This window comes from Gottfriedia luciferensis (assembly GCF_001712755.1).
GTDB classification, from domain to species: domain Bacteria; phylum Bacillota; class Bacilli; order Bacillales; family Bacillaceae_G; genus Gottfriedia; species Gottfriedia luciferensis_B.
Window position 1 is genome coordinate 1 of sequence record NZ_MDKC01000011.1, and the last position, 16,095, is coordinate 16,095.

General features: G+C 33.3%; 4 protein-coding genes. All 4 read left to right on the plus strand.

Features of this window, described 5'->3' with window-relative positions; translation table 11 throughout:
* The first annotated feature begins 992 nt into the window (after positions 1–992).
* The 4 genes from BED47_RS09730 to BED47_RS24375 all read left to right on the plus strand — a co-directional run bounded on the left by BED47_RS09730 (position 993) and on the right by BED47_RS24375 (position 15,645).
* A complete protein-coding gene (locus tag BED47_RS09730; RefSeq protein ID WP_069033548.1) occupies positions 993–4,514 on the plus strand; it encodes a S8 family serine peptidase in 3,522 nt (1,173 codons plus the stop codon).
* Positions 4,515–5,068: 554 nt separating this feature from the next.
* Positions 5,069–6,367 carry a helix-turn-helix domain-containing protein gene (locus tag BED47_RS09735; RefSeq protein WP_069033549.1) on the plus strand — a complete coding sequence of 433 codons (1,299 nt, stop codon included), beginning with the start codon at positions 5,069–5,071 and terminating at the stop codon, positions 6,365–6,367.
* A 562-nt stretch (positions 6,368–6,929) separates the two neighbouring features.
* Positions 6,930–11,090, plus strand: a complete 4,161-nt coding sequence (locus tag BED47_RS24370) for a S8 family serine peptidase (RefSeq protein ID WP_069033550.1) — start codon at positions 6,930–6,932, stop codon at positions 11,088–11,090.
* Positions 11,091–11,514: 424 nt separating this feature from the next.
* The gene (locus BED47_RS24375) at positions 11,515–15,645 is read left to right on the plus strand and encodes a S8 family serine peptidase (protein WP_069033551.1); all 4,131 of its coding nucleotides are present in this window, start codon (positions 11,515–11,517) and stop codon (positions 15,643–15,645) included.
* Positions 15,646–16,095: the final 450 nt, after the last annotated feature.

Here is a 16,095-nt window from a genome sequence, read left to right on the forward strand (position 1 = left end):
TTTATTAATCAGTTTGTAGTTCAATTAATATCGAACATTAAACTAAATTAGTCAAATGAATTTGTTTTTCTAAGAATAAGCTCATAATTTTTTAACTTCTGAAAAAAACATGTCTAGTGTTATTGGAATCATAAAGTTGCTCGAACATATTTACATTTAAAACCATTAAAAGATCATCCAGAAAAATGATAATTTCATCATTATTAAATGTTCATTTAATGTCCGTTTTCCCTATTGACCATTTTATATTTCAACACTCTGGAAAAGACGACTGTTATTAAGTCGTCTTTTTTCAAGTTTAAAAAATCTTACCGAGTTGTCTGAATATCTTCTGTACAGACTCGGGATAGTGGTTAGAGGTTTTATAGTATTTTAGTAATTCATTGCTATAAATATTAATCGTAGAAGAGGAGTGTGTCCCAAAAGTAAATCTTTTTAGGGGCACCTTTTTTTTGAAAAAACAAGAAAATGCTCCCTTTTGATAGATTGAATAAAATGGAGCCTACGATCTTTTCGTCTCTTCATCTAGGTATCCATTGACCGCTATAACATCCAAAAATGCAGATAGAGATTTGGCTTGAAAATAATAAAGTTGAACTATTTAAGCTTTATTTAATTCTTTCTATTTTACTATTTTTAATTGTACTTCAAGTTAGAAATTCATAATTTTTTCCTTCAATTTGTAATTTAATCAATAAATTTGCTCATCGACTTAGTTGGATTATCCCGATTAAATCATTCTTTTTAGAAGCCTCTCGACCAAATAAGCTAAAATTCCCTTATTTTCTACTTGAGTTTTTGTTTTTTAATTTTTATACATAGGTCTAAAGGTCATATAAATAACCCAATATGATTCTTGCAACAACGCAATTAAAATTAGTATTGTACCAGATTTGGCCAAAGAATGAATAATCTTTTTGGTGCTTTTGAGTTAAATCTATTTCATTTTAATAGATTAAGAAAATGAAAGTTTACTGTAGAGGAGAGTAAAAATGAAAAAGAAAAAAAGTTTTCCTTACAAGGTTCTTGCAACAACAACTTTGGTTACAATGTTATTTACATCAACAGGATTTGCTGAAGGAACAGAGGAAAATCAGATCCCTGCTCCAAGTATTGAAGAAATTGTAAAACAAGGTCAGCAAATTTTTGTTGATGAGCAAAAACAAACTGCTCAAGATGCGGTAGATGAGTTTGGCTATAAAGATTTAAAAGAGAAGGGAATAGTAAAACCTTATAAACCAAATGAAAAAGTACGTGTAATCGTTGAAGTTGAGAAGCCACAAACAGCCACGGAAGAGTCTAATCAAAGTAAAAGAGCACAATTTAAACAAAAACAAGATGAAGCGATTGAACACATTTCTAAGAAATCAGATGTGAAAGTTAAACAACGTTTTTATGAAGGATTTAATGGTTTTAGTGTAGAAACTGAATTTCGTAACTTAGAGGAAATTCAATCGACTCCAGGTGTAACAAATGTACATATCGCAAGAAAATTTCAGCCTTCTATGGGGGCAAGCAAAGAATTAGTACAAGCTCAAAAAGTATGGCAGGATTATGGCTATCAAGGAGAAGGATTACTTGTTGCTATAGTCGACACGGGAATAGACTATACTCATAAAGATATGACGTTGACGGAAAAAGGAAAAGCAAAGGAAAAGTATTCGAAAGAAAGTATTCAAAAAAAATTCGCGGAAACTGGTGTGGGCGAAGTATGGTACAGCGACAAGGTACCAACAGGATATGACTGGGCGGATCATGATACAGATGTCATTCCACACAGTGCAGGGAATTCACACGGTATGCATGTTGCAGGTACAGTAGGAGCGAATGGTGACGAAGCTAATGACGGAGTAAAAGGTATTGCACCAGGAGTACAGTTGTTGGCAGAAAAAGTATTCTCTGATAATGCAAATGGAGCATATGAAGATGATATTATTGCTGGTATTGAGCACGCGGTGACTATGGGAGCAGATGTCATTAACATGAGTTTAGGAACTGACGCGGGTTTCGTAAGTGAAGAAGATGATCCAATTCAAAAGGCAATCCGTGAAGCAACCGAACAAGGCACACTTGTAGTTGTAGCGGGAGGAAACTCTGCTTATAGCACAAAAAATAATCTAATACCGTCCTCCGTAAAACCGTATGCTGAAAATCCAGATATTGGTACAGTTGGTGAACCAGGAGTAAGCCCATATGCATTATCTGTTGCTTCCTATGAAAATACGAGTATACACATGTCATCTCTTAAATCTGATGATGGTTTACAGTTACCATACCAAGACCAAACACAGTTTGGTATGAGGCTTTCTAGTGTATTATCGCCACTTGAATCTTACGAGATGGTATATGTTGGAGAAGGTAAAACAGCTGATTTTAAAGATAAAGATGTGACAAATAAAATTGTCGTTGCAAAACCAAATGGAAAATATGGTTCATATACTTATATTCAAACCGAAGCGAAAAAGAAGAATGCAAAGGCAGTAATCCTTGTACCTGCGAATGAAGATGTTGACTATCCATTCGTATATTTTAGTCCTTACTTTACACCTGCTGCAACGACTAGCAGAGCAGTTGGAGCTACTTTAATTTCTCAGTTAACGAGCGGTCATATTGTGAAAATGAAACCGTCAACTGGAATCTATGTTGAAAATCCAAATAAGAATACGATGTCATATTTCTCATCTTATGGTACACCACATACATTAGACTTTAAGCCTGAGATTTCTGCACCTGGTGGTAAAATTTATTCGACTGTTCCAGGAAATCAATATGAGGTAATGAGCGGAACATCTATGGCAAGTCCTCATGTTGCAGGAGGTTCAGCATTAATACTGCAATCACTATATGAAAAAGGTTTAACTCATTCAGAAGAAACAGCTTTAAAAGCAAAAATTGCATTAATGAATACTGCAAAGTTAGTTCTTGATCCTTCTACGAATAATGAAGTACCGTATTCCCCACGCGTACAAGGTTCGGGCTTAATGCAAATTGAAAATGCGATTAAAACACCAGTACTTGTGACAAGAGAAAAAACTCCGCTTGAGCAAGCAGGAGCAGTTGCGCTAAAAGAGATTAAATCTGATAATGTACACTTCAAATTAAATGCAGAAGCGCTTCAAAATCTGAATATAAAAGATTTAGAATATCAAGTATATGTTGACGTTTTAACGGACGGTAAAGTAACAAAAGATATTGACCTAGATAATGATGGAACATTGGATTCAAAAGAATATTTAACGTTAAAAAGCGAGCGTGTACAAGGTGCTATCGCATCTGTGAATGGAGAAACAGTATCGTCTACAGCAGGAAAAACATTAAAAATTAAACCAGGACAAGAAAAAAATCTCGATATTCAAATTCAACTTCCGTCAAGCTTAAAGAAAGGTACATTTGTTGAAGGGTATGTCCGTTTAGTTCCATCTGGTAAAAACAGTGAGTCAGCAGTTCCTTTAACGGTTCCATACATGGGTTACTATGGTGAATGGGATCAACCACAAAATATTGATCCTGCAGCATATGAAAAAGATGCGTTCTTAGGATATACGACACTTTGGAATGACGAACCATTTTCTGAAAATACATACCCATTAGGATATGATCCAAAAACAGCAAGATTTAATAAGGATCGAATTGTTATTTCTCCTAATGCTGGGTTAAATACAGTGTTCCCAACATTTACTGTATTACGTAATTTAGGAAAGACTGAAATGTACGTGGAGAATGCAAACGGAGAAATGATTAAATACCTAGGTGACTTTAGTGAATATACTGGAAAGCCATGGAAGTTCCGTAAAAATATTATGTCTTACAGCGACTACATGAATGGTGGTTATGTATGGGATGTAACAGACGAAAACGGAAAAGTTGTTAAGGATGGCACTTATAACTATGTCATTAAATCAACATTAGATTATAAGGATGCGAAACCACAAATCGTGAAACTTCCTTTCCATGTTGATTCAGTTGCTCCTGTTGTATCCGATATTCAAGTAAAGCCTATAGATGGTCAATATGAAATTTCATTCAAAGCTACAGACAATGAAAAAGGAAGTGGCTATTACGGTGCGATTGTTTGGTATAACGGTAAATATAAGCCTTTACAACCAGGTCAAACATCTTTACTTGTAAAAGAAGAGCCTAAGAGTGTTGTTGTATTAGGTTCCGATTATGCTTTAAATCACAGCTACACAGTTTGGGGAGACACTTCTTATATTAATGAAGGAATGCTTGTTAGCTATTTCAGTGTATACCCAAATAAAAATGTTAATGCAAGTACTCCTGCTCAAATCAACGGTTATGGCAATAACAAAGTGAATTGGAAAATTAATGTTAAGGATGTAAACGGCAACCTTGTGGATTCTTTTAATGTTGATAATCAAGTTGAAATTCACTTGAAATGGGCTCCGGAAGCTACTGTTCCAAGTGGTACGTATACAATATCAGCAGATGTGGTAAGTAAAGACGGCTTTAAAGTAACTACAAAACCACAGACAGTTACCGTTTTACAAAAATAATGTATCAAAAATAAAAATGCAGGAAAGAATGTTTCCTGCATTTTTATTTTTGTGCTCTATATTTATTTATACGTAAAATTGAAGTAAGAAAATAAAACCTCTGATTCTTTAAGATTCCGCTTGAAGTATTTGAAAAAGTTCAAGTACAGTCCAAGGATTGGGATTAGAATTTTTAGTGTATTTTAGTCATTTATTGCTTAAATATTAATTTTAAGAGAGGCATTTTTCCAGATTTGGAAAAATGTTTTTTTATGATCCGGAATTTTAGAAGTCCTTTCCTTCTTAATATAAGATTATCTTATTATAATTTTAAACTAATTAATTTTATTAGAAAAGATTGTTCTTGTATAATAAAACCAATAAATATTGATGTTAGAAAATTAAAAAAATATTTGGAAAAACGAATCCTATCCATTGGAATCCTACATTTACGTCATAACTCAAACGAAAGAAAAAACAATAATTTATTGCAATTTAAAAGAAATGTAATGACATAAACAAAAATTACTAAACTGAACTATTTCTAATAATGTTGGTTCATTAGGGAGGCTAAAATGTTAGTCGGAGAAATTTTCAAATTTTATCGTGAAAAAAATGGAATCAGCCAATCAAACCTAAGCAAAGAGATTTGCTGTAAAACATATATTAGTAGATTCGAAGGTGGAAAAGTGAGTATATCACCTGATATTTTATCCAAATTAACAGAACGGTTAGGGATTGATCTAAACAAAGAAATGAAAGCATTACATCATATTGAACAGCGGTTAAAAGATTGGGATCTTGCCATTATTATGCAAAATTCCATTCAAATTGAGGAGATAAAAAAAGAATTAGAAAGTATACCGTTTATCAAAGCTTCTAAATATGCAGTGTATTATCACTTATTAACAGCAAGGTACTATCTTCATAAGAAGATGTTACCTGAAACTAAATCGATAATCGAATATGCGGAAAAAAATTTCCAAAGGATTTCTGATTTTGAAAAAAGTCTTCTTCTACACATTAAAGGAATGTTTTGTATTAGTACATATCGGACTACAACAAGTGAAGATTTTAGAGAGGCAGTTAAAATTTTAAAACAAATTAATATAGAAGAATACAAAAATGAAGAATATTACTATCACTTAGCTCTTGGCTATCACTACGCAAGGGGGAAAGTACTAGCTTATACTTATGCTCAAAAAGCAAACGATTATTTCATTAAAACACGTAACTATTTGCAAGCAATAAATGCTCAAACTTTAATGTTAATGCAATTTGAAAGTGAAAATGATATCGATTTTATGGAATTAGTAGAAAGCTATATGAATTTAATTCATAATTGTGAAAACTTAGGTGATAATGAAAAAAAACGTATTCTTTTAAATAATTTAGGGGTAGAGTTCTTTAAACGAAAAGATTTCGAGCAAGCTGCACATTATTTTAAGAAATCATTATTCATGACAGATCATACATCATTCTATTACTTACGACGATTCTACAATTACATTGAATCATGCTCGGAAGGACAGTTATTGAATATAGAAAATCTTTTAGAGGAAGTAAAAAAAGGAATTGCTTTAGCTAAGAAACATAATAGCCCGATTCATCTCACATTATTTAACCTCTTACTTTTGAATTGTAAAAAAAATCGAAGTGGGTATTATGATTATTTAGCAAAGGTAGCTATTCCACAGTTTGCTTCAACAAATAATGTTTTTTATTATGAACAGTATGGGAAAAAATTATATAAATACTATATGGAATTAGGTCAATATGAAGAAGCGATCGAATTGATTCAGTTCTTTAGTGATAGTGGTAATCAACGTGACATTCCTATCGAAACTAATCAAGTAAAAGCGGAATTGGAATAGATTTAATAATAGAAATTTTAGGAGGAGCTCTAAATACTGGCTTCTCTTTTTTGCATATTAGAAAGTATAAATTGGCAGCGGAGAAAAAAACTCGACGTAGTTGTGTAACTACGCCTCTGTCTGCGCCTAAATGCTTGCCAATTGCACGAGTTTTTTTATTTGGGTCATCATTGTAGCTAATTTATAAGTAGATTAGTTGAATACCTCTTTAGGTTACTAGTTTTTAAGTGAGGACGACGTAGAGATACATTTAAAAATCACGACGCTAGATTCTTAACTAGCCAAGAGCCCCTAAAGTAAGTAAGTGAAAAAACTATAAGGGAGTGTTATTACAAAACTTTCGAAGAGTACAAGTAAAAATAAGACCTTATTATTAAAAATCTATAATTTTTAATTTTACCAGAATATTCAAATTATTTATAATGAAATCAATGAATAAGGGAGGGGATGGAGTTAAGCCGGAAGTTGGAAATCATTCATTGTTCTAATCCAAATTAGAGAAGACCTCGTTATGTATTTGAACAATTTCTATTAAAATTAATCTTTACAGGGAGACTTAGGAATGGAGAAAAAGAGTAAGGTTTTAAAAAGTTTTACTGTATTAGCGTTAACATCAAGTTTTATATTAGGTTCACTTGGCCACATATCTCACAATACAAAAGCAGCTAGTCCAAGAAATGTAGACGAAATTCTAGCAAATTTAACTTCGGAGCAAAGAGCGGCTCTTCATCAACTTTCAACAAATGAAGAGACAGGTCTTCAAATTTCTTCAGATATTAACTTAGCCTCTTCAAATCTAACCTCTGTTATTGTTGAATTTAACAATAAGCCTGCTAAAATTGCTCAAATTGAAGCAAGTGTAGAGGGGCAATCATTATCTGAAACTGAAGCATCTAAACTTGTAGATCAGGACCATAAAACATTTTCGAATGATGTAGAGAAAGTATTAACGAATGAAAACAATAAAAAAGTGAGTTATAAGATTAATCGTTCATATAAACATGCTTTCAATGGTGTCTCGCTTAGTCTACCAGCAAATCAAATTAAGAATCTATTAAAATCCAAAGCAGTTAAAACAGTTTGGAGCAACGAAACATTTTCGATTGATCCTCCAGCAAAAGCAGAAAATAATGGACAGTTAAAAACTGATGAAGCAAATGTTGCAAATTATACACCTTATGATGGTTTAGACCGTTTACATTCAGAAGGGTATACAGGTAAAGGAATTAAAGTTGGCATTCTTGATACAGGAATCGATTACAACCACCCAGATTTAAAGGATGCTTACAAAGGTGGATATGATTTTGTTAATAACGATAATGATCCGATGGAAACGACGTATGCCGATTGGGTGAATGCTGGAAAACCGGGAACAGCGGCCAATTATTATACTGAACATGGTACACATGTTGCTGGGATTATTGGTGGACGAGGTGTAGCAAACAGTGAGTATAAAACAGTTGGTGCAGCACCTGGATCAGACTTATATGCCTATAGAGTACTTGGACCTGGTGGTAGTGGTACAAGTGAAAATATTATCGCTGCGATCGATCGAGCAGTTCAAGATGGTATGGATGTCATCAATATGTCGCTTGGGGCATCAATTAATGATCCACTTTATGCAACTTCAATTGCTGTAAACAATGCTGTACTAAGCGGCGTAACGACTGTCGTAGCAGCAGGTAATAGCGGGGATCAAATGTATACATTAGGATCACCTGGTGCTGCCGCATTAGCTTTAACAGTCGGTGCATCATCAATCGCACTTGATATTTACCAATATGCTGGTATCCAAGATGGCAAAAACTATACGTTAAGACAATTAGCAAGAAATTATAAAGATGATGTAACAACATTAAAAGGAAAAACGTATCAACTTGTTGATGTTGGTTTAGCAAATCCAGCTGACTTTAATGGAAAAGACTTAAACGGTAAGATTGCGTTCATTAAGCGTGGATCAATTGCTTTAATTGACAAAATCAAAAATGCAAAAGCAAAAGGTGCTGTTGGGGTTTTAATGTATAACGATGAAACAAATAAAGCTGAAGGTGCAATTCAAGCATTTTTAGGTGAATCAGTTGATGCGATTCCTGCATTCTCCGTTTCAAATGATGATGGTAATACAATCGCAGCTGCAATTAAAGCTGGTAAAACAGACTTCACATTCGGAGATTTCACAAAATTAAAAACTGCTTCTGATGAATTAGCACAATTCAGTTCTAGAGGTCCATCTCGAGTGAACTATGATATTAAACCAGAAGTAATTGCACCTGGTGTATCAATCCTTTCGACGGTACCATTCTATGTAAACGATAAAACAGTTAATGGATCAAAACCAGAAGATTACAAATATGCGTATGAGCGCTTATCTGGAACTTCCATGGCAACACCTTATGTTGCAGGGGTCTCAGCTCTCTTACTTCAATCAAATAGAGATTTAAATCCGGAAGATGTTAAATCAATCTTAATGAATACAGCAGATCCTTTGGCAAAAGATTACAGTGTTTTTGAAGTAGGAAGCGGTCGAGTAGATGCATATGAGGCTATTCACTCAAATGTAGAATTAGAGGTAGTGGACAAGACCCCTACAATTATAAATGGAAAACAAAAATCCATTAAAGAATTAACTGGTGGAATGAGTTTTGGTTCTTTTGGATTTGACAATCAAGATATAGCTGATTCACGTACAGTTATATTAAAGAATCGCAGTGAAAAAGCAAAAACATTTAATGTAGATGTGAAATTCCAAACTGGATTAAGAGGATCGAAGGATGCAGCTCAGAACAATGTAACTTTAACAGGCCCTTCGACTGTTAAATTAAATGGAATTAGCCAAAAATCATTTGAATTTAACTTAAACTTTCCAAAAGCAGCAGAAAAAGGTACATATGAAGGTTATATCACTTTCACGAATACTCAAGATTCAACTGAAACATACCAAATTCCATTTGGTGGACGTGTAATAAACGAAGGGATTGATACATTTAAAATTGAAAATCCAATTTTTTCAGACGAAGGCGCTTGGCCACAAACTAGTTATCCAGATCTTGACTTTTCGATGAATCTAAAATCGCATATGAAGACTTTAGATGTCGTATTACAAGATCCAAATACAGGTGAAGATTTAGGACTTGTGGGATTTTTTAATACACTCCTTCTAAATGAAAATCAAACATATTATGTTGGTGCAGCTTTTAATACCTATTATTATCCATTTACAAGTGATCCAAAAAATCCAATTAGCAGTGATCCTGTCAAAATAAATACGGGTCATTATAAATTAAGGCTTGTTGGTTCAAATGAAAAAGGTAAAACATTCTCGGCGGCTTCGGATTTCTTATATGAAGTTGGAACTCCTACAATAACTTCAAGCTTTGATTCGTTAGATCAAAAGGTTATTGAATATAATGAAAGTCAGTTAGATTCTAAGGGAGAATTTTTATATGATTTTAATATTAATGTAAAAGATCCTGAAGTTGAGGAAGCAAATCGATATGGTATTAATGTTGATCAATCAAGCAATTCAGTTGTTTCTTTTTACAATTGGGGAAGACCAACATTACCATCATATACAGATAAAAATGGAAATTATGATGAGCATCAAATTTTAGTTAGAAGTCAGATTCAGCCTTTAACTGTTCAATTTTATGGCTTAGACGCAGCGAAAAACGCTACTGCTGATGCTTCTGCGATGCTAAAAGTTGCTTTTGTTAAAAATACTTATCCTTACTTTTATTTAAAAGCAAATAAAAAAACTGTAACTACGGGAGAATCGGTTAATTACAGTGTTCGTTCGAATAATATTAAAAACTTAAAAACAACAAAAATTACATTGCCAGTCGATACTAATTTAGCTGCAATTGAAAATGTTGTTGTAAATGATGCGGTTAAACAATACGGCGATGCACAAGTATCTGTAGAAACTGCACCTTATTTCGATAGTGTATTAAATTATACGTTTACATTTACGTATTCTGGTACTAAACCTTTACCAGAAGATTTGAAGTTATTTAATTTCGATATAAAAACACTTGATAAATATACGCGTTCAACTCCATTCTTATGGCATATAATGGATGCTACAACATTTGATCAATCAAATGTTGAGACAGATAATGTCTATTCTTATATGGAAGGTTATACGACTAAATCGAAATTTTCAGTACTAGAAGGTTCATTACAATTAGAAGGGACGAAAGATCCATCTACTGGTGAAAAGATTTATTCGATTGATCAAAGTCAAATCGGTGCAAAAGTTAAGGTGACTTCATATGATGGGAAAACAGTCGTTGTAGCTCCTATAACATCTAAAGCTGGTAGTTATATTGCTGAAGGACTTAAAGCAGATAAAAATGCTTATACAATAAAAGTAGATGTACCGGGTCACTTTACAATGCAAAAACAATTATATTTATCGAATGAAGTTCGTGGTGAAACAGTTGGAAAGAGATTAAGATACTTACTTGAAACAGCATCAGCTGGTGATGTAAATAAAGATAATGTGATCGATATTTTAGATGCAATAGCTGTACAAACATATTGGGGTACAAATAAAGCATCTGCAGATTTTAACTTTGACAAAGTTGTGGATAAGAAGGATATGGATTTCATCATAAAAAATTATGGATTGAAAAATCCGACGGTAGCAAATGCACCAAAAGCAAAAACTTCTTATAAAGGTGTTACGTTAGACACTGTATTAAGTCAGTTAGGTTTAGAATAATAAAAATCAATTGGAAAGGGGAAGTCGTATAGCGGCTTCTCTTTTTTGATCTGTCTGTTTTAGCACAATAAGCGATATTCATAACCAATTTTTTGGAATATTTTTCAAAAAATATTTTATCAGAAAAACGTCAGTGTTGATGTGTAAATTATATTAATAAAAGATTTTGGGCACAAAAATACTTCTAAAAGTGTTAGTTCAATTCTTTAGAATGCAATTAGAAAAAATAAGATTTCGTTATTAAAGTTATATTTTTTTTAATTTTACCAGAAAATTCTGATTACGTATAATGAAATCATTATATAGGGAAGGGGATAGAAACGAGTCGTAAATTGATAGATTATGCGTTCGTTTTTAAGGAAATTTGAGGTAAATCGAACAATTTCTATCAAAAAAAACATAATTTTATAAGGGGATTGGAGAAATGGGGAAAAAGAGTAAATTGTTAAAAAGTTTTTCTGTTTTAGCTTTAACATCTAGTTTTATATTAGGTTCACTTGGACATGTAACACAAAGCACAAAAGCAGCTAGTCCAAGGAATGTAGATGATATTTTGGCAAATTTAACTTCTGAACAAAGAGCGGCCTTAAATCAGCTTTCAACAAACGAAGAGACTGGTCTTCAAATTTCTAAAGACACTGACTTAAACTCTTCAGATCAAACTAGTGTCATAGTAGAGTTTAATAATAAACCAGCAAAAATTGCTAAACTTGAAGCAAGTGTCGAAGGTAAAACTTTATCTGAAACCGATGCTAATAAGCTAGTAGATCAGGATCACGAATCTTTTTCAAATGATGTAGAGAAAGTATTAACAGGTGATGAAAATAAAAAAATAAATTATAAGATTAACCGCTCCTATAAGCATGCATTTAACGGTGTCTCAATGAGCCTACCAGCAAATCAAATTAAAAATCTATTAAAATCAAAAGCTGTTAAAACAGTTTGGAGTAACGAAAAATTTTCGATAGACCCTCCAGAAGTAGAAAATGATCAGCTAAAAACTGATGAAGCTAAAGTAGCAAATTATACTCCATATGACGGCTTAGATCGTTTACACGCAGAGGGTTTTACCGGTAAAGGGATTAAAGTAGGAATTCTTGATACCGGAATGGATTATAACCACCCGGATTTAAAGGATGCTTACAAAGGTGGATATGATTTTGTTAATAACGATAATGATCCAATGGAAACAACGTATGCGGATTGGGTGAAGGCAGGAAAACCTGGATCTCAAAATGGAGCGGACTATTATACTGAACATGGAACACATGTTGCTGGTATTATTGGTGGACGCGGTGTATCAAATAGTGAGTATAAAACAGTCGGTGCGGCACCTGAAGCGGACCTTTATGCTTACCGAGTACTTGGCCCAGGTGGTGGCGGCACAAGTGATGCGATCATTGCCGGGATTGATCGAGCAGTACAAGATGGTATGGATGTCATTAACATGTCGCTAGGAGCAACAATAAATGATCCACTTTTTGCAACTTCTATTGCAGTTAACAATGCCGTATTAAGTGGAGTTACGACCGTTGTAGCTGCAGGTAATAGTGGCGATAAAATGTTTACGCTTGGATCGCCAGGAGCGGCTGCATTAGCATTAACAGTTGGAGCGTCTTCAGTTGCAATTGATATTTATCAATACACGGGCGTAAATAATGGTAAAAGTTACAATATAAGACAATTGACGAAAAACTATAAAGATGACCTAACTTCATTAAAAGGAAAAACTGTACAACTTGTCGATGTAGGACTTGGAGATCCAAGTGGTTATCAAAATAAGGATGTAAAAGGAAAATTTGTGTTCATGAAACGAGGAGTATATACATTAGACTCTAAAGTTTCATATGCCAAAGCACAAGGTGCTGCGGGTGTTATCATGGCTAACGATGAAACAAACAAGGCAGAGGGAGCAATTCAGACATTCCTTGGTGAATCAATGAATGCGATTCCTTCATTCTCAGTTTCATTTGATGAGGGCTCAGTAATTTCTGCAGCATTAAAAGATGGTAAATCAGATTTCACATTTGGTGATTTCAAGAAAATTCAAACCGCATCTGATGATTTAGCTACGTTCAGTTCGAGAGGGCCGAGCCGTGTTAACTACGATATTAAACCGGAAGTAACAGCACCAGGTGTTTCAATTCTTTCAACGGTTCCGTTTTATGTAAATGATCAAAAGGTAGATGGAACACATACAGAAGATTATAAATATGCATACGCACGCTTATCAGGTACATCAATGGCTACTCCATATGTCGCAGGTGTATCAGCATTATTACTTCAATCAAATAAAGATCTTCAACCAGAAGATGTAAAGTCGATTTTAATGAATACAGCAGATCCACTATCTAAAAATTATAGCGTATATGAGGTAGGAAGTGGACGAGTAGACGCTTATGAAGCAATTCATTCAAACGTTGAGTTAGAAGTAAATGATAAAACACCTATGTTTGTGAATGGAAAACAAAAATTAATTACAGAATTAACAGGTGCAATGAGCTTTGGATCTTATGGATTTAATGGTGAAGATATTTCAGACTCAAAAACTGTTACATTAAAAAATCGTAGTGAGAAAGCAAAAACATTTGATGTTAATGTTAAATTCCAAACGGGATTAAGAGGATCAAAAGATGCAGCATCAAATGGCGTAACGTTAGAAGGACCAACTACAGTTAAATTAAATGGAATTAATCAAAAATCAATTAAGTTTAACTTAAACATTCCTAAAACTGCTGAAAAAGGAACATATGAGGGATATATTATTTTCACGAATTCCTCAGATCCGACTGAAACTTACCAAATTCCATTTGGTGGACGTGTTGTAAACGAAGGTATTGATAAGTTTAATATCGAAAATCCAATGTATGGCACAGACACAGCATGGCCAGCAAATGCTTACCCATTTATGGATATAACATTTACACTAAAATCACATATGAAGGCGATAGATCTAGTACTACAAGATCCAACTACAGGTGAAGATCTTGGATTAGTAGGAACATTTAATGCGATTGCAGTAAATGAAAATCAAGAGTATTATACTCCTGCATTCAATACAATTTATTATCCATTTACAGGTGATTCGAAAAATCCTATTAGTAGTCATCCAGTATTTGCAAAAACGGGTCACTATAAATTGAGACTAGTTGGTACAAATGAACAAGGGAAAACATTCTCAGCATCGTCTGATTTCATTTATGAACTAGGAGCACCAACAATGACTTCAAGTTTTGATTCGTTGGATCAAAAAGTAATTGAAGTTAAAGATAGTCAATTTGATTCGAATGGACAATTCCTATATGACTTTAACATTAACTTACATGATCCAGAAACTGAAGAAGGAACTCGCTTAGGATTACCTGTCGATCAATCAAACAATTCAGTTGTTTCATTTTATAATGACGGATTTCCTACAAATCCAATCAGAACAGATAAAAATGGAAATTACACTGATAAAATTTTAGTGAGAAAACAAGCAGATCCATTAAAAGTTCAGTTTTATGGTTTTGATGCGGCAAGAAACTTTAATGGTAATGCATCTAATATGTTAAGAGTCGTTTTTGTAGATCAAAATTTACCATACTTCTATGTAAAAGCAAATAAACAAACTGTTACAACAGGTGATAGTGTAAACTATACCGTTCGTTCGAATAATGTAAAAAATATAAAAACAACTAAAATTACAATGATAAAAGATAGTTATGCTTCAGTTGAGAATGTAGTTGTAAATGATGCAGTTAAAAAGTATGGTGATGCACAGGTTAGTGTAGAAAGTACACCAACGAAGTATATTTTTACATTTAATTATTTAGGTGATAAAGCATTACCAGAAGACTTACCGTTATTTAATTTTGACCTAAAAACTGCTAACAAATGGACAACAGATAGTATTAACTGGTTTGGTATGAGTGCAACAACAATTGATCAATCAAATGTTGTAACGAACAATGTTTACGCTTATATGGAAAGTTATAAGGTAAAAACAATGTATTCAAGGTTAGAGGGAGCATTAAGACCAGAAGCGGCAGTTGATCCAATTAAAGGACTAAATTATGCAATTGATCAAAGTAAAATTGGTGCAAAAGTAACGGTTACCTCTTTTGATGGGAAAACAGTTGTTGAGTCTCCAGTTACAGATCGATATGGTAGCTATTTAATTGATGGACTGAAAGCTGATATAAATCCTTATACACTGAAAGTTGATGTGCCAGGTTACTTTACGATGAATCAAAAATTTGAATTGTACAGTGATGTTCGTGGTGAGATCGTTGGAAAACGAATTAGATACAATTTACCAATTGCCGCAGCTGGAGATACAAATAAAGACAATGTTATCGATATTTTAGATGCTTTAGCTGTGCAAACATATTGGGGTACAAATAAAGCTTCGGCTGACTTTAACTTTGATAAAGTCGTAGACGCTAAAGACATGAACTATGTTGTTAAAAACTATGGTTTACAAAATCCAACTGTAGAAAATGCACCTAAAGCGAAAACTTCTTATAAAGGTGCAACATTAGATACAGTATTAAGTCAGTTAGGTTTACAGTAAAGATTTAATATAAGTGTTTGTAATAAACGCAAAGGGAAGCTGATCATTTCAGCTTCTCTTTTTTTTAAGAGGGTGTAAATCACACTGTAATAGATTACATGAAAGTGTTGCCAATTTAAGGAAATGAGTAGATGCAGCTCTGGCTTAGTTTAAAAGGCTCGCCAGTCTATGAGGCTACTTTATTTACTATTTAATTATAATCTGCTGATAAATCATGGGTTTTTCTTAACAAAGATACATAAAAGGTAGGATCTAAAAAGTGATTTAGTATACTTTTTGAATTTAGGAAAAATTAGATTCTCTTATTAATCTTGAATTATTTTTAATTTTACCAGAAAATTCAGATTACGTATAATTAAGTCAATAAATAGGGAAGGGGAAAGAATTTAGTCGAAATTTGGTAGTGTATTTGTTCGGATCTATTAATTTAAAAAAAATAATGGACTATAA